The 16388-nt window shown below is 58.9% G+C and carries 16 protein-coding genes and 2 tRNA genes; 8 read left to right on the top strand and 10 right to left on the bottom strand.

Annotation, left to right across the window (positions count from 1 at the left end):
- Positions 1-57: 57 nt before the first annotated feature.
- From ACGHU1_RS10445 to sppA, 3 genes are all read right to left on the bottom strand, one after another.
- Positions 58-690, bottom strand: a complete 633-nt coding sequence (locus ACGHU1_RS10445) for a tyrosine-type recombinase/integrase (protein ID WP_390586608.1) — start codon at positions 688-690, stop codon at positions 58-60.
- Positions 691-1712: 1022 nt separating this feature from the next.
- Positions 1713-1787: transfer RNA gene (locus ACGHU1_RS10440), tRNA-Val, on the bottom strand.
- 86 nt (positions 1788-1873) lie between these two features.
- A complete protein-coding gene (gene sppA, locus ACGHU1_RS10435; RefSeq protein ID WP_390586606.1) occupies positions 1874-3760 on the bottom strand; it encodes a signal peptide peptidase SppA in 1887 nt (628 codons plus the stop codon).
- A 222-nt stretch (positions 3761-3982) separates the two neighbouring features.
- Between sppA and ACGHU1_RS10430 the strand changes: the two genes are divergently transcribed.
- Together ACGHU1_RS10430 and ACGHU1_RS10425 are read left to right on the top strand one after the other, a co-directional pair.
- Positions 3983-4999 carry an aspartate carbamoyltransferase catalytic subunit gene (locus ACGHU1_RS10430; RefSeq protein ID WP_390586604.1) on the top strand — a complete coding sequence of 339 codons (1017 nt, stop codon included), beginning with the start codon at positions 3983-3985 and terminating at the stop codon, positions 4997-4999.
- Positions 4996-6225 carry a dihydroorotase family protein gene (locus ACGHU1_RS10425; protein WP_390586601.1) on the top strand — a complete coding sequence of 410 codons (1230 nt, stop codon included), beginning with the start codon at positions 4996-4998 and terminating at the stop codon, positions 6223-6225. Before ACGHU1_RS10430 ends, ACGHU1_RS10425 begins: the two co-directional genes overlap by 4 nt.
- Positions 6226-6306: 81 nt before the next feature.
- Here ACGHU1_RS10425 and ACGHU1_RS10420 read toward each other — a convergent pair whose 3' ends face one another.
- The 3 genes from ACGHU1_RS10420 to ACGHU1_RS10410 are packed head-to-tail and all read right to left on the bottom strand — an operon-like array spanning position 6307 to position 9039.
- The gene (locus ACGHU1_RS10420) at positions 6307-7650 is read right to left on the bottom strand and encodes a tetratricopeptide repeat protein (RefSeq protein WP_390586598.1); all 1344 of its coding nucleotides are present in this window, start codon (positions 7648-7650) and stop codon (positions 6307-6309) included.
- 27 nt (positions 7651-7677) lie between these two features.
- The gene (locus ACGHU1_RS10415) at positions 7678-8301 is read right to left on the bottom strand and encodes a hypothetical protein (RefSeq protein WP_390586596.1); all 624 of its coding nucleotides are present in this window, start codon (positions 8299-8301) and stop codon (positions 7678-7680) included.
- Positions 8302-8316: 15 nt separating this feature from the next.
- A complete protein-coding gene (locus tag ACGHU1_RS10410) occupies positions 8317-9039 on the bottom strand; it encodes an AAA family ATPase (protein WP_390586593.1) in 723 nt (240 codons plus the stop codon).
- 354 nt (positions 9040-9393) lie between these two features.
- Here ACGHU1_RS10410 and ACGHU1_RS10405 point away from each other — a divergent pair, with 354 nt between their 5' ends.
- From ACGHU1_RS10405 to ACGHU1_RS10385, 5 genes are all read left to right on the top strand, one after another.
- Positions 9394-10401, top strand: coding sequence for an SPOR domain-containing protein (locus ACGHU1_RS10405; protein WP_390586590.1), 1008 nt, complete (start codon positions 9394-9396; stop codon positions 10399-10401).
- Between the two features lie 79 nt (positions 10402-10480).
- Complete coding sequence (locus tag ACGHU1_RS10400; RefSeq protein WP_390586587.1) at positions 10481-11767, top strand: DUF418 domain-containing protein; 1287 nt, start codon at positions 10481-10483, stop codon at positions 11765-11767.
- Between the two features lie 114 nt (positions 11768-11881).
- Positions 11882-12073, top strand: a complete 192-nt coding sequence (locus tag ACGHU1_RS10395) for a bacterioferritin-associated ferredoxin (protein WP_390586585.1) — start codon at positions 11882-11884, stop codon at positions 12071-12073.
- Between the two features lie 161 nt (positions 12074-12234).
- The gene (gene bfr, locus ACGHU1_RS10390) at positions 12235-12717 is read left to right on the top strand and encodes a bacterioferritin (protein ID WP_390586583.1); all 483 of its coding nucleotides are present in this window, start codon (positions 12235-12237) and stop codon (positions 12715-12717) included.
- A 263-nt stretch (positions 12718-12980) separates the two neighbouring features.
- Positions 12981-13445: a hypothetical protein gene (locus ACGHU1_RS10385; protein ID WP_390586581.1), complete on the top strand. Its 465-nt coding sequence runs from the start codon at positions 12981-12983 to the stop codon at positions 13443-13445.
- A gap of 64 nt (positions 13446-13509) precedes the next feature.
- On the opposite strand, the gene ACGHU1_RS10380 is transcribed toward ACGHU1_RS10385, so the two are convergent.
- The 4 genes from ACGHU1_RS10380 to ACGHU1_RS10365 are packed head-to-tail and all read right to left on the bottom strand — an operon-like array spanning position 13510 to position 15994.
- Positions 13510-13992, bottom strand: coding sequence for a DUF2721 domain-containing protein (locus tag ACGHU1_RS10380; protein ID WP_390586579.1), 483 nt, complete (start codon positions 13990-13992; stop codon positions 13510-13512).
- Positions 13992-15437: a ribosome biogenesis GTPase Der gene (gene der, locus ACGHU1_RS10375; RefSeq protein ID WP_390586633.1), complete on the bottom strand. Its 1446-nt coding sequence runs from the start codon at positions 15435-15437 to the stop codon at positions 13992-13994. The genes ACGHU1_RS10380 and der overlap by 1 nt, the downstream gene beginning before the upstream one ends.
- Positions 15438-15489: 52 nt before the next feature.
- Positions 15490-15774: a DUF3297 family protein gene (locus ACGHU1_RS10370; protein ID WP_390586577.1), complete on the bottom strand. Its 285-nt coding sequence runs from the start codon at positions 15772-15774 to the stop codon at positions 15490-15492.
- 40 nt (positions 15775-15814) lie between these two features.
- On the bottom strand, positions 15815-15994 hold the full coding sequence (locus ACGHU1_RS10365; RefSeq protein WP_390586574.1) for a hypothetical protein: 180 nt from the start codon (positions 15992-15994) through the stop codon (positions 15815-15817).
- A 253-nt stretch (positions 15995-16247) separates the two neighbouring features.
- Between ACGHU1_RS10365 and ACGHU1_RS10360 the strand changes: the two genes are divergently transcribed.
- A tRNA-Leu gene (locus ACGHU1_RS10360) sits at positions 16248-16332 on the top strand.
- The last annotated feature ends 56 nt before the right edge of the window (positions 16333-16388 follow it).

Raw genomic sequence — 16388 nt, 5'->3', positions numbered from 1 at the left:
TAAGATACAAGAAAGCTGATAGCGGTCGCTCAGGATGCCCAAGCGACCGCCTGAACGTCAGATTTCTGTCTTCTCTGCAAGGGTGAGGGCATCCTCAATGTCCACGCCGAGGTAGCGAACTGTGTTCTCAATCTTCGAATGTCCGAGCAAGACTTGGATCGCCCTGATGTTGCCGGTCGCTTTGTATATGATCGAGGCTTTGGTCCGGCGAAGTGAGTGGGGCCCATACTCTTCTGGCCGCAAGCCAATCGCTTCGACCCACTCATCAACCAATCGAGCATATTGGCGTGTGCTCAAGTGACGAACGGGATCAACTCGGCTCGGGAAGACGAAGTCCTCGACGTCACCACCTCTGAGTTCCAGCCAGGCAAACATGCTTGCACGCGCGTCTGCCGCAATCTCGAACTGAACGGGGCGTCCTGTCTTGCGCTGCGTGATCGTCGCACGTGTCCTGATTTCTGGTCCACTGACCAGATCGCCGATCTTCAACTCGACGAGATCACAGCCTCGTAACTTGCTATCGATCGCTAGGTCGAACAGCGCTCGGTCCCGAACGCGCTCCTCGCGATCGAGAAAGAACCGGATTGCCCAGATCTGCTTTTGATTGAATGGGTGCTTTGGTCCGATCTTGGCACCGAAGTTCCATGGCACGCGGCTTTGTGCTGCCGGATCAAATTGTGAGTAAGTCATTTTCATTCTCCTTGGCCAGAATGGCCGAGAAGAATGTCCGCTTTCAGGAACTAAGAATCTGGATTGCTACGACCGACATGAGGGCGCTTAGCGGACATAGTAGTCGACTGTTATGGCAGCTGCGGGGAGGGTGCTTTCGACCGCCAATCGGCACATTGTTATCTGGCGACTTTCGCTCCGACCAAGCGCTCTATGCTTTCAACTGTAATAAGCGAACGGGAGCCGACTTTAGTTCTGACGAGGTCGCCTTTCCGCATCAATTGATCTACCTTGGTGCGACCCAACCCCGTGGCTTGCATGGTCTGTGCAATTGACGCCGTTAGGGCCCCTGCCTTAATTGGAGACGCTGCGTCTTGAGTCCGTTTCTGATCCTCAGGAGATGGTTCATGGGCCTTCTCCTGAGTTGTCGGACTTGACTTAGGCGGGGGAGCTGACCTGCAAACGGACGGATCCGCGCAATAGCGATCTAGTATCTTGGTCAGCGAAGCTTCGGAGAAGCTTATACCGGTTATCTGGATTGTCGGTAATCCCCCGGGCAGCTTAGCCCCCTCCAGTTGAACTGTGCCACCGTTCAAAGCTGCCATGATTTTATCTGAGGCAACGATACGGGCCCATTCCTCTGGTGGAATCTGGGCATCCCTGACTGTCTTCGTCGGCCCACCCGCGGGCCGTATTTCGCGCATCAGCGCATAAGTCTTGATCAGCCCAGCGGCCGCGTAATCGGCCAAGAGCTTTTCGGGGGCATCCAAATTGCGGGCTTTGACAAGTTCGATTGCCTTGCCGGGTAGGATAGGTCGGTGAAATGACATCATTCTTCTCGCTCTTTGGCGCTCAGACCTGCCAGCGAAACGTGAAAAAGGGGTAACTTGTTGGATCGGTGCTTGAATCGGATGAAACCGGCTCAGCCAAGGGCCGCAAGATCAAGATCCGAAAAGCACCGCTGATGTTCGCGGATGTCCACCCAAGTTTTTCATGTTTTTTTCATGGAAAAGCGGGCCATCTCTTCTAAGTCATTGAAAAGATGGTGGGCGCGGCAAGGATTGAACTTGCGACCCCACCCGTGTGAAGGGTGTGCTCTACCACTGAGCTACGCGCCCGCTCGCTTGCTCATACTGCAAGGGCAGGGGCGCGCGTCTACTGCGGCGGTCAGGTCAATGCAAGGGGGGACAGCGCCGTCACAGCGTTACTTTGCAACGAGAGCCTTGAAGACCTCGATCAGACTTGCTGCGCTCCTCGTGCGAGTGGGCGGGGTATGGACCGGGCATTCCAGACAATAGGCCTGAATACCGCGCGCGCCGCTTAGCCTTTCGGCATCGCTCATGATGCGTGAAAGCGTGACCTCGCGCTGCTGGGCGGCTCTTGCGAACAGATCTGCTGCGCCTGACTGCTGGGGCTGTGCCGTCGATCCGCCCAGCATCTGCCTGATGAGCGAATCGTAATTGGCCTGCTGCGCGCCGAGGAAGCGCGGGCTCCAGCCATCGTCTTCCAACCCGGCTTCGCTTGCCGCCCAATCCAGCGCGGCATCAAGCCCGCCAAACTGATCGACAAGGCCAAGCTGGCGGGCCGATCCGCCGTCCCACACACGACCTTGTGCGATAGCATCGATCTGGGCTGCTGGTTTGCCGCGTGCGTCGCTGACCCGATCAAGGAAATCGCTGTAGGTATCGGTGACGGATGCCTGCAGGATCGCGTCCATTTCTGGCGAGAGGCCGCCAATGATGTCGGGCTGCCCGGATAGCGGCGTGGTGCGGAAACCGTCGGCGGTTACGCCAATCTCGCCGATTGCATCTTCGAATGTGGGCAAGACCGCAAATACGCCGATTGATCCGGTTATCGTTTCGGGCTGCGCGAAAATGCGGTCGCCTGCGGTCGCTACCCAGTATCCGCCGCTGGCAGCGACATTGGCAAAGGAGATTGCCACCGGGATGTCCCTTGCGCGGTAGCGTTCGATCGCACGGCGGATTTCTTCCGACGCGGTTACCGAACCGCCGGGCGAATCCACCCGCACGACAAGCGCGGCAAGATCATCATCCAGTGCCTCGTCCAGCAAATCGGCAATGCGCGTCCCGCCTGCTGTGCCAGGACCTGCTTCGCCGTCCACGATGGTGCCCGCCACGGTGATCACACCGATGGACTTGCCGCCGGACGACGGCGCTGTGTCGGCGAGATACGGGGCGAGATCGCTCTTGGCGTATGCACCCGGCGCCTCATCCCAGCTGTCTTGTCCTGACACTTCGGCAACGCGGTTTCCGAACTCGGTGCTGTCGCCCAAACGGTCGATCAATCCCGCTTCCAGCGCGGCCTGCGCGAGATCGCCCGAGCTTGCCTCGATCCATGCAACGGGATCGCTGGTTACGCGGTCCAGCTGGATCGCGGGGCGGGCTTTTTTCACATTGGCCTGCCATTCCTCCCATAGCGCGCCATAAAGCGCGCCAATGTTCTCGCGCGCTTCGGCAGACATGGAATTGCGCGAATACGGCTCGACCGCTGCTTTGAAAGTGCCCACGCGATAAATGCGCGCATTGACGTTCAGCCGATCAAGCAGGTCGGCATAGTAAAGGTTGGTGCCGCCCGGACCGGCGATCAGCGCGCCGCCCAGCGGATCAGCCCAAACCTCGCTCGCATGAGCGGCAAGGTGCATATGGTCATCGCCGTAAGCGAGCGCGTAGGTGAAAACCGGCTTTTCGGCCTTTCGCACACGGTCCATCGCTTCGCCGACTTCCTGCAGGTGGACCTGTCCGCCGCCGATGAATGTGGTGAGGTCGAGCACGACTGCCTTGATCCGGTCATCGCTGGCGGCAGCATCCAATGCGCGGACGAGATCGCGGGCCTGATGTTCGACGGCAGGGGCTTCGCCAGCCAGCAGAACCGCGAACGGATCGACCGCAGAGCGTTCCTCGACGACATAGCCGGACAGATCCATATAAAGTGCACCGTCGCGCACCTGCCCAGGATTGGGAGCGGCTGAAAGCAGACTGAAGAGCGCGAGGAAGAACAGCAGCATGAACAAAAGGACCAAGGCGTCCTTTATCCCGACCATCAATTTCCAGACTTTGCCGACAAAATTCATGTGATGCGTGTTCCTTTTCGCCGCGCGAGGCGGTGCGCGGTTAGCCCCTGATCCCTACCTAGGTAGGAATTCCGGCAATTTCCATTGAGAAGAGTGCAAGCAATCAGCCGGGCAGCCGATATCGCTCGACCAATCACGGGGGGTACGGCCTTCGCTGCGTCGCTCGCCGCATCATCTGGGGCATTGCAGGATGGTGCCATGCGCCCTAAAGGCTTGGCTTTAATGACAGGGTTAGAAACTTCGCAAACGCACGGCCGCTTTCCGGCGGGCCAGCTTGCCTTTCCGCATCGCAACCTGACCGGCATCGGCCAGCTTGAGCGCCATGAAATCCTCTATCTGCTCGATCAGGCCGAGCAATGGGTGAAACTCAACCGGCAAAGCGCCAAGCACGCAGGGCTGCTGGGCGGTTTGACGATCATCAACGCCTTCTTCGAAAACTCGACGCGGACGCTGCTCAGCTTTGAAATCGCTGGCAAGCGGCTTGGCGCAGACGTCGTTAATATGCACGCAGCGCAAAGTTCGGTGAAAAAGGGGGAAACCCTGATCGACACCGCGATCACCCTGAACGCCATGCGCGCCGATGCGATTGTTATCCGGCACGGATCAAGCGGCGCGACGCAGCTGATCGCGGACAAGGTTGATTGCCCAGTGCTTAACGCAGGCGATGGCAGCCACGAACACCCAACGCAGGCTCTGCTTGATGCGCTGGCACTGCGGCACAAACTGCAAGAGCGCGGTGCCAGCGGCGACGATTTCACCGGACTGACTATCACCATCTGCGGCGATATCCTGCACAGCCGCGTGGCGCGCTCCAACATGCTATGTCTACAGGCGATGGGGGCCAGTGTCCGCGTCTGCGCGCCACCAGCATTGATGCCTGCCGGGATTGAGGCGCTGGGCGTTACGCCCTTTCACAATTTTGATTCTGCTCTCGAAGGGTCGGATGTGGTGATGATGCTGCGCCTCCAATCAGAGCGGATGACGGGCCAGTTCATCCCTTCCGAAAGGGAGTATCATCATCTCTATGGCCTTACCCGCGCGCGTCTCGAACATGCAGCCAAGGATGCCATCGTCATGCATCCCGGCCCCATGAATCGAGGGGTCGAAATCGATAGCGAAGTCGCTGACATGATCGACCGTTCAATCATCACCCAGCAAGTGGAAATGGGCGTCGCGATCCGCATGGCGTGTCTCGACATCCTGACCCGGCCCGCGCGCGGTGTGGAGGGCTGGGCATGAAACAGATGCGCGCGCTTACCATCACCGGCGGCAGGTTGGTCACGCCCGGCGGCCTGATCGACGGTGCAATCAGGCTCGAAGACGGAATTATCACCAGCATTGGCGCCGCTACTGCGCCCAAAGACGGCGATGAAGTTCTGGATGCCAAGGGTAAACTGGTTGCACCCGGCCTCGTCGATCTCGGCGTGTTTGCCATCGACAAACCTGCCTTTCGCTTTGGCGGGATCACACGCGCCGCCTTGATGCCTGACCAATCCCCGCCGCTCGATTACCCGAGCCGGGTCAATTACATCGCGAAGAGCGGTAAGCCGGATTTGTGGGTCCACCCGCTGGCTGCGGCAACGCGCGGGCTGGAGGGCAGCCAGCTTGCCGAAATCGCACTGATGAAGGATGCTGGCGCGCGCGGCGTTGCAACCGGTCGCGGATGGATCGCCGATAGCGGGGTGATGCTGCGACTGCTGCAATATGCGGCGATGCTTGACCTGATCGTGGTCGCGCACCCGGAGGATTGCGGTTTGAGCGCAGGAGCGGCTGCGACGGCGGGTGAGATCGCAACGCGGCTTGGTCTGCCAAGTGCACCTGCCGAAGCGGAAGCGCTGGCACTTGCGCGCGATATCGCGCTCGCTGAGATGAGCGGTGCGCGGGTGCATTTCCGCCAAGTCACGACCGCTCGCGGTTTCGATCTGGTGCGCGCGGCCAAAGCGCGCGGCGTTAGCGTCACCTGCGGAATTACCCCTGCGCATTTCATGCTTTCAGACCTCGCAACCGCCGATTTTCGGACCTTTACCCGGCTTTCGCCTCCGCTGCGCTGCGAGGCAGACCGGCAGGCCGCTTTGGCCGCGATTGCAGACGGCACTGTCGATGCGATATCGAGCGGGCACGACCCGTGCGGTGCGGAAGGCAAGCGGTTGCCCTTTGCCGATGCTGACCCGGGAATGGCCGGGGCGGAGACGGTACTTGCGATAGCGTTGGGACTGGTGCGCGACGGTGTGATTAACGAAACCCGCGTGTTTGAGCTGCTGGCAGGCAATCCGGCAAGGTTGCTTGGCGTGAAAGCGGGCGCTCTGGCTGAGGGATATGAGGCAGATATTGCCGTCATCGATCCTGAGGCCCCGTGGTTTGTGGACCGGACCAAGATGGAATCGAGCGCAGACAACACCCCGTTTGATCGGCAGGGCACGCAGGGAAGAGTGACGGCACTGATTAAAGGCGGCGTTGCCCTCTGACTACACCCGCTATCACCGGGCAAAGAAAAAGCCCCCGGAGGTCAGATCCGGGGGCTTTTCGCGTAAGAAATTCGGGCCGCTTTAGCGAGTGCGTGCGGCAACCCGTACGACCTGCTTCACAGCGCCCGCTGGCGGAGTTGCCGCTGCGTAAGAAAAACAGCCAGCGACTGACGATTTGACCGCTGAACACATCTGGTTCGCGCTCGACTGGCCGAAACCGGCCGCAGCAAGGCGGAAATAAGTCTGCCCGTTCACGACGGCTTCGGTAATGACCGAGTCGCGCCCTTTAAGCTGCGGGAATTGGGCTTTGAATTCGTTCCACTTCGCCTCGGCGACAGCGCGGCTGTCAAAGCTGCCGAGCTGGACAAGGTGTGTTGCCGCTTTGCCGGTGGCAACCGCCATGCGGCGCTGCGATGCGGCTTTGACAACACGCTTTGGCGCAGGCTTGGACGCGGCTTTCGCCGGGATGTCCTGAACAACCGCTTTTGAAATGTAGCGCATCGCCGGTTTTGCTGCAGGCTTGGCAGCTGCGGGAGCGTCAGTCACTTCGGCGACTGCAACCCTTGGTGCTGCTGGTTCGGTAGTCGCTCCAAACGCGAGAGCTTCCGTTTCGGAAGGTGCAGCTGCAACTTCGACCGGTGCCTGGTCTGCGGCTTCGGCCACCATCATTTGCTGGCTGGGGAAGTTCGACAGCGCAAGATACCTTGGCTGGCCGCCATCGCTGGTCGGGCGGACGTTCAGCAGCCCGGCAACGCGAACCTGATAATCTTCGGGTTTGGCATTGGCTGCCCAGTCCGAAATGCGTGCGTCAAGCTCGTTTGCAGGAACATCTTCGGCAGCCATCACCCGCGCGGCGCGCCAGTTTCCGGCGAGCGCATAGGTGTAGGCGAGATTCTGGCGAACCTTGGCCGTGTTCTGTCCGCCGCGCAGCGTATTGGTAAGGATGTGCACGCCGCGTTCCGGCTGACCGGCCAGCGCAATTGCTAGGCCCATGTCGGCAGGATTGATCGCGCCTTCCCATTCATTCAGCATTGCAAGCGCCGACCCGTGGTCGCCCAGCGCCGTCTTGGCCAAAGCATAGCTCAATACTGTGCGCGGATCCTCGTCGCCCAGCTCAAGCGCGTCGTCAAAGCTGGTTGCTGCCGAATTGAAACGGCCTGCTTCGAGATAGGCTGCGCCCAGCATGGCGCGGAAACTGGAATTGCGAGGCTCTGCCAAAACGGCGGCCTCTGCATAGGTGATCGCTTTGTTGACCTGACCCTTTTCAAGCGCGCTTTGCGCCTTTGCAAAGGAGGTTGCAGCCGGAGCCGCAGCGTTGGTTGAACACCCGGACAAAGCGACGCTGGCGAGCGCCGTTGTCATGATCAGGCCAATCTTGGGGGCGCTGATGCGACCTTTAGTGATGCGATCCGTTTTACCGACCATTGTCCAAATTTCCCTGTGTGGTGATGCTTATTTAAGCGGCACGGCGCCGTTGTTGAGCGACATGCGTGCTGCAAGCGCGTCAAGTTCTTCAAATTGCTCGAGCATTGTGTCGAGTGCTTCGGTGACCAGTGCCTGCGCGCTGATCCCGCGCATTGTCGAGGCAAGACGTAACTTAAGGTGGCGTTCGGTATCCAACCTTAATGTGAATGCGGCCCGTTTTGAGCATTTGCTGGGCGCTACAGCAGGTTTTGCTGCCTGGCGGGCCCGTTTCGCTATTTTGGCGGATTTCACGATCTGTTCGTCGATCTTGCTCGGCTCGGCCTGTGCGGGCGCATGTTCGGAAAGACGCTCTGACAGTTCGTTTTGCTGACGGCGAATTGCCGGGCGCTTGGGAACTGTGATGCTTTCGTTAGCAGCTTTGCTGACAATCGAGACAATATCGGCACTGCCGACACCGTCGGGCAGGGCAGGCATTTCATTATCCTGACCCATGTCATTCCAGCCAAGGTCTTCGAGCTGTTCGTCGGCAAGAGCGGCCATTGCGGCGGGATCCTGCGGCAAGGGCGCCAGTTGCGGACGCATTGCGGGTTTTGCTCCGCCCTTGCGGGCAAGCAGTGCTGGATTCAGCGAGGCGAAGCTGGCTTCTGACATCGCGCAACCCGCCTTTTACTGAGCGACCCGGCGACCGAAGCCGCCTTGGGGACGTCCTGCGTTGACAGCCTGCGGCTGACCTCCGCCCGGTGCAGCGGCAAAGATGGTGCGGCGGAAATTTTTCTCGAGACGATCCGAAATATACTTCCAAAGCGCGGTAATCTCTGCAGCGCTGCGGCCATCCGGCTCCACTTCCATGACGGTGCGGCCATCGATCATCGATGCTGCAAAGTCCGTGCGGTGGTGGAGGGTTATAGGTGCAACCGTGCCGTGCTGCGACAGCGCAACGGCTGCTTCAGATGTGATCTTTGCTTTAGGAGTTGCTGCGTTGACGACAAAAACCAGCGGCTTTCCAGCGCGCTCGCACAGGTCGACTGTTGCACCAACAGCGCGCAGATCATGCGGGCTGGGGCGGGTCGGAACCACGATGAGTTCGGCAACGGCAATGACCGATTGAATGGCCATTGTAATGGCTGGCGGCGTGTCGATCACGGCCAGCTTGAAACCCTGTTGACGCAGAACCGCTAGGTCGTTTGCCAAACGCGAAACGGTGGTTTGGGCAAAGGCGGGATATTCCGCTTCACGCTCGTTCCACCAATCGGCTAGTGATCCCTGAGGGTCAATGTCGATAAGTACGACCGGGCCAGCGCCTGCGCGCTGGGCCTGGACGGCCAGATGTCCGGAAAGGGTCGTTTTCCCCGATCCGCCTTTCTGCGATGCCAAAGCAAGTACACGCAACGCCTGGGTCCCCCTGAATTGAACCATGTCGCCGCCCAATCGCGGCTGGATGACCATGGGATCGCAGTATACCCCTAATTTTGGGTTAATGAGGCGGCGTTTTCCTTGCCTTCGCGTTGAGGAAGCCAAAGGGTTTGAAGGCGATTTCGCCTGCGCAAGAGCGGATGCTGTCAGTTCACGCAAAGACGTCGGTATTGTGAGCCATTGATTGCTCGCGCGCCTGAAGAGGGCGTCACTAAACCATTTGCTAACCATAAGCGCGTATTTCCCCTGCTCAGTTTCAACGCGATCCCGCTGCTTTCGGGATCAGGCCCGTCTCGGTTTGGCGGGCCGGGCAAGAGGGAAACCGAGATTATGGCTCGTTCAATTCTTTATGCTTCGGCAGCTTTATGTGCGGTGATTGCCATCCCGGCTCAGGCAGACGTCAAGGAAGGCGTGGATGCGTGGAGCGCGGGCGATTATCAGCGCGCCGTCAGCGAATGGAATGGTCCGGCTGAGGCTGGCAATGCCGATGCGCTGTTCAACCTTGCGCAGGCTTACCGGTTGGGCCGGGGCGTGACCGCCGATATTCGCAGGGCGCGCGAATTGTATGCGCAGGCAGCAGATGCAGGGCATGTAAAGGCGGCAGACAATTACGGTCTGTTGCTGTTCCAGCAGGGCGAGCGGGAGGCCGCAATGCCGCTTATCAAGTCAGCCGCCGAACGCGGTGATCCGCGCGCGCAATACGTGCTTGGCCTGTCGCATTTCAACGCCGATCATGCCGAAAAGGATTGGACACGTGCCTATGCCTTTATCACGCTGGCGCATTCTGCCGGGCTGCCCCAGGCGGCGTCTGCGCGCGCGCAGATGGATGAGTATATCTCTGCCCAGACCCGCGAAACCGCGCAGACCCTTGCCCGCCAGATCGAAAATTCAGCCAACCAGCGCCGCGCAGCAGACCTCGCGGCGGCCGAGCTTGCGCTGCGCAGCCGGCCTACCAGCGATTTGGGGGTTAAGGTTGCTGCACTGCCGGCAGCGCCGGCCGCTCCTTCTATGTTCGCAACGACTAGCGCCAGCATTCCGGCTGCGGCATCGCCCGTCGCCTATTCGAAACCTGCACCCAATCCCGCACCAAAACCCGCTGGTAAAAACGTGAGCGAATGGCGCGTCCAGCTCGGCGCTTTTGCGGTAGACGGCAATGCAGAACGTTTGTGGGCCAAGCTTTCCGGTAATTATGCCCTTGCAGGGACAAGCCGGAAACTCATCCCGACCGGGCGCGTAACCCGGCTTCAAGCGTACGGTTTTGAGAGCCTTGATGCTGCGAAAACAGCATGCGCCGCGCTGAAACGTGAAGGGCAGACCTGCCTCGTCACGAACAAGTGATCGGCTACTGCGCATATAATCCTTTCCCCCCATCGCTCTCATGCTACCATCGCGTGAAAGATCGTGTGGGGGATCAACAATGAACGAAGCGGTTATTCAGCCAGCAGCACCAGCAGCCGCGCCGTCCGCGCACGCGCCGGTATCCGGTGCAGAGCGTATTTCCAGTCTGGATTTCATTCGCGGTATTGCCGTCATGGGTATCTTGGCGGCAAATATCGTCGCGTTTGGCCAGCCATTTGCCGCTTACATGTATCCGCAAGCGTTTCTGACCGAGCACGGGGCTGCGTCTGACTGGCTGCTGATCGCGCAATTCGTCATCATCGATAACAAGATGCGCGGCCTGTTCACGCTGCTGTTCGGGGCAGGGATTTACCTGTTTATGGAGCGCACATGGGCGCGGGGCGGCACACGCTGGCGTCAGATGTGGCGGCTGGCCGTTCTCTTGATGTTTGGCCTGCTGCACTTCTTCGTCATCTGGATGGGCGATATCCTGCTGTATTACGCGCTGATCGGCTTTGCCGTGGTTCCCTGCCTGCGCTGGAGCGCGAAGACGCAATTCATCACAGGGCTAATCGCCTATATCGTCGGCGCGCTCCTTTACGCAGCGGTGCTGACTTTCCCCTATGCCATTGCTGAAACATCCTTTGGCGACCAGAGTTCTATGGCAGAGACAAAGGCCAGTATGATCGAGGCGCAAGACGCGGCGATTGCGGATGGAGAGATCGAGACTGCCTATAAAATCTCAGGTGACTTTGCCGGTCTGATTCAACACCGGATCAGCGAACACTGGGCGGATCCGATCGGGAACGTATTTTTCTTCAGCCTTGAATCGCTGCCGCTGATGTTTCTCGGCGTTGCACTCTACCGGTTTGGGTTCTTCAGCGGGGGTTTCTCATCTGAGAAGATGCGGCGCTGGGGCTGGATCGGCGTGATTGGCGGCGCGGCCCTCACATTTGGGCTGGGACTATTTCTGAAAAGCGCCGATTTCGGGTATTATGCGATGCTGGCGGCCTTTGTCGGGTGGAGCCCGATCCCCCAGCTGATGATGGTGCTGGGCCTCGCGGCCCTGATGGTCGAATATTCGCCCGGGTGGAGCGGCTGGTTGTCCGAGCGGATTCGGGCGGCAGGACGCGCGGCGTTCACCAATTACCTTGGAACGTCGATTGTGATGGTGGCTGTGTTCCATGGTTGGGGGCTGGGCCTGTTTGGCGAGCTTAATCGACCGATGTTGTATGTTGTCACGCTATTGGCGTGGATAGCGATGCTTGCCTGGTCCAAGCCATGGCTCGATCGGTTCCGCTATGGCCCGCTGGAATGGCTCTGGCGGTGCCTGACCTATGGCAAGATGTTTCCGCTGAAGCGGTGACGTATCTGACTGGCGCACAGGCTGCACAGAAAATTGCCGCCTAAGGCTTGCTATTGCGAATAATTCGCATATCTTGGTTTTGCAAACGCTTCGCAGGAGTGATTCTTAACCCATATGTATATCTGCATTTGCAACGCGATCCGTGAAACCGACCTTCGTGTCGCAGCTTTGGGCCATGGCGGCGATGCCGAGGCGACCTATGCGACTTTGGGTAAGCGGCCCAATTGCGGCCAATGTCTTGCAAAGGCTGGGAAAATTATCGCCCAGGAACGCGCGCTGTCTTCTTGCGAAAACGTCGCAATCTAAACAGCGCACGCGCTACTGCGAACGGATCGCAAATACCTGATTCATAAGGATAAATTTGCGTTCGCCCCCTTGCTGAATGGTGAGAATGTGCGCATATAGAGCACACACATTCACTCATTGCGCCGTGCATCCACATGGCCCATGCAAAGGAACGAACCGCCATGAAGGGCGATCCGAAAGTAATCGAATTCCTAAATAAGGCTCTGACGAATGAGCTGACCGCCATCAACCAGTACTGGCTGCATTACCGCGTGCTGGATGATTGGGGCGTGACGAAGCTTGCCGAGTATGAGCGCAAGGAATCCATTGAGGAAATGGAGCACGCCGACAAACTGGCTGCGCGTGTGCTGTTTTTGAATGGCCTTCCAAATTTTCAGGCGATCCACAATCTGCGCGTCGGCGAAACGGTCGAGGAAATTCTGAAAGCGGATATGGCGCTCGAAGAAGATGCCATCCCGCTGCTTCGCGAAGCAGTGGAATACAGCGATAGCGCCCGCGACTATGTTAGCCGCGACCTGTTTTCCGGCATCCTCACCAATGAGGAAGAGCACGTCGATTTCCTCGAAACGCAGTTCGACATGATCAAAAATATGGGGCTGGAAAACTACGTCCAGCTACAAAGCAAGGCTGCGGGCGAGGAATAAGCGCTCAAACCGACTCAAAAAGGGCGGCTCGCGTAAAAAGCGCGGGCCGTTTTTTTGTCTCTATTCACCAAGATGCTGGGGTTTTGGCGCATTTATACAAGTGGTTAAAATTTCGTGTTTGACAGCGCCATGCACTATGGTCAGCAATGTGTTCAGGGAGAGTGATACGGGGGAAACCACAGCCGGGTCGCGCCTCATCAGAGAGGTCGTACACCTTCCAATTCGATTGGGTCGCAAATCCACTCGAAATTTGGAGCACACTTATGAAAGCTTTCACGAAAACGATACTCGGCTCAATCGCCGCAGCATCCCTGACTGTTGCCTCACCAGCGATGGCACAGATGGAAGTTTACGAAGATTACGAACCGTCCGAGGAAGTCATCGAACTGACATTCGTCAAAGTCGATGAAGGCCAGTTTGAAACCTATCTCGAAGGGCTGAAAAGCACGTGGGTTGCTGCCAACGAGATCCAGAAAGAACTCGGCTACGTTTCAAGCTACGGCATTTACGGTGTCCCGTATGGCGAGAACGATTTCAACATGGTTCTGCGCGTGACATTCCCGAACACGGCCATGATCGGCCCGAGCAAGGAACGCTACATGGCATTCCTCGAAGCTTACGGAAAAGCCAACATCGACCAGAGCAACACGACTGTCCTGGAGCTTTACAACAACATCCGCAAAATCCAGGGCACCTACCTGCTGCGCGGAGTTGAGATTTCCGAATAAGGCATCGACCTTCAATGACAAAAACAGGGGGCGGGGCCAGCGATGGCTCCGCCCTTTTGTTACCTCACGTTCGGCGATGCCTTTTCGTGTCCGGCCCGCGCGATGCCTGGCGGGTTTCGAGCAGGAAGTGGAACAGGGCACTGATCAGCAGGCTCATTGTGATGACCCACAAGAACGCGACCAGCGTCCCGATCTTGGCCTTTATGTAGACCGAGCAAAACAGAACCGCGATGACGATGCTGATCGTCACAGCCGCGGCTGTTGCGAGCATGATTGCGCGGCGCGAAAGTTTTCGTCGCAGGATCAGCCAGCTCATTTCCCGATTGATTTTTGCTGATCTCGCGCTTTCCTCCTGCTCGGAAAGACGCTCAATTCGGCCTGCAATCCAGTTCAGGCGCGTAACCATGACGTTCATGACGCTGCCAATACCCACCAGCAGGAATGCGGGCGCGAGGCTCAATTGCACCGCCTGCAAGGTATCAGGCGTGCTCGATGTGCGCTCGATAATTTCGTTGGCGATGTTTGCCGCACTCAGCAAGTCGATCATCACCGCTCTCCGCTGTAATTGCCCCCGCCACCTTTGTTGGCGTTGTACGGGTTCTTGGGACTTTTAAGCGTTACGCGCACGGGAACAGCGTCAAAGCCCAGCTTGGCCCGGATACCGTTCACCAAATAGCGTTCGTAGCTTTTGGGAAGATCATCCAGCCGCGTGCCGAACACGACAAAGCGCGGCGGGCGTGTGCTCGCCTGTGTGATATATCTCAGCTTGATCCGGCGGCCACCGGGTGCGGGCGGCGGATTGGCCTCCAGCGCATCGTCGAACCACCGGTTCAGCGCGGCGGTTGGCACGCGCTTTGACCAGCTTTCGCGAATTTCGAATGCAGCGCTAAGCATTTCATTCAGACCTTTGCCCGTCTTGGCGCTGACGGCAAACAATGGCAGCCCGCGAACCTGCGCGAGCCCTTCGTTAAGTGCGCCTCGAATGCCGTTGAAAATGCCGCTGGGGCTTTCTTCGCCGACCGAGCCTGCAATGTCCCACTTGTTGATCGCGATCATCAGCGCGCGACCCTCTTCAAGGACGTGGCTGGCGATTTTCAGATCCTGATGCTCAAGCCCTTGCGTCGCATCGAGCAGCAGGACCACGACTTCGGCAAAATCGACTGCGCGCCGCGCATCGGCGACGGAAAGTTTTTCCAGCTTTTCGGTCACATTGCGCTTTTTGCGCATTCCGGCCGTGTCGATCAGGCGAATCTCGCGTTGTTCGCCCGATTTCGGATCATCCCACGTCCAGTCGATCGCGATGGAATCGCGGGTGATCCCAGCCTCTGGTCCGGTCAGAAGGCGGTCTTCACCCAGCATACGGTTGATAAGTGTGGATTTACCCGCATTCGGCCGTCCAACAATCGCTAGTTTCAGCGGGCCGAGCGGTGCGTCCTCATCGTCTTCCAGTGCGGCGAGCGCGGCGGCCTCGTCTGCGGCCACGGCGGCGTCTGCCTTGTCACCGATAATGGGCCATAGTTCGCCAAACAGGTCAGCCACGCCTTCGCCGTGTTCGGCAGAGAGCGGCACAGGTTCGCCGAGGCCCAGCGAATACGCCTCCAACACGCCGCTTTCCCCGGACGAGCCTTCCGCCTTGTTCGCGACGAGCACGATGGGCACGTCATATTCGCGAAGATAACGCGCGATTTCATTGTCGAGCGGGGTCAGTCCGGCGCGCGCATCCACGACGAACATCGCCGCATCTGCGCCTTCAAGGCTGGCTTCGGTTTGTTTACGCATCCGTCCGGGGAGGGTGTAATCGTCCTCGTCTTCCCAGCCAGCGGTATCGACCACCGTGAATTCCAGACCGGCAATGTCGGCATCGCCCATACGGCGGTCGCGCGTGACGCCCGGCTGATCATCGACCAGCGCAAGCTTTTTGCCGACGAGCCGGTTGAACAGCGTCGATTTACCCACATTCGGGCGTCCGATGATGATGACCTGAGGTTTCATTTCGCCCATGCAAGTGGCCCCTTACCCGCCACTTGGCAAGCGAGGGCCGCTTTTAGTCCTTCTTGGCAACCGGCGGATTATCGCCGAGGTCTTCGTACCACGCCTCCACCGGGCCTGTCAGCTTGATTGTCAGCGGCTGCCCTTTGCGGTCAACGGTTTTGCCAGCTTGAACGCGGACCCAGCCATCTGTGATCGAGTATTCCTCAATATCGGTGCGGACGCGGTCCTTGAACCGGATGCCGACGCCGCGCTGCAAAGCCTCTGCATTGAAGGCAGGGCTGCGCGGATTGACCGAGAGGTGATCGGGCGGAGTGTCTGTTTTTGCTTCGTCTGTCATAAGGCGCGCCGAATACTGGCCTCTTTCATTCCGGGCAAGCTCAATCGGGCAGAACCGGCGTCTCGGGCGGATTTTGGCTTGGATTGTCGCGGTCGGGCATCGGCGCGGGCGTTTCATCCGGCGCGCTGTCCGGCAAAGGATCGGTGGTGCGACCGGGAGGCGATTCTGGCGGAGCGACAGGTTCGATCGTGTCCGGAGATGGTTCGGGCTGGGTGGCCATGGTCAGGGTTTCCTTTATCGAGGGACGATTGCCGGCTGGACTGCGCGCTGTGCTGGCGGCTGTTTGCATAGGGTAATTGCCGCCGCCGCGCGTGTCCTTATGGACATTTAACGGACGACAGCGCCCAGATGTTCCACACGCACCCGCAGTCAATATCACCGCTGCGCTTGCCCTTTTGCGCAAGCAAGGATAGAGGGCCAGCGCAGATGCGCGCGGGGGCTTTCGAGTTTCCCGCGCGGCTTCGTCTGGGCAAGCGGGCGTGGCGAAATTGGTAGACGCGCCAGATTTAGGTTCTGGTATCGCAAGATGTGGGGGTTCGAGTCCCTTCGCCCGCACCAATACCTCGCCCAGACCGAGCGCGAACGAAGGTCGACAGTTACAAACGAATGCAAGC

This window comes from Erythrobacter sp. MTPC3 (assembly GCF_042854385.1).
Taxonomy (GTDB): Bacteria; Pseudomonadota; Alphaproteobacteria; order Sphingomonadales; family Sphingomonadaceae; genus Erythrobacter.
This window is presented reverse-complemented; position numbering and strand designations above follow the sequence as displayed.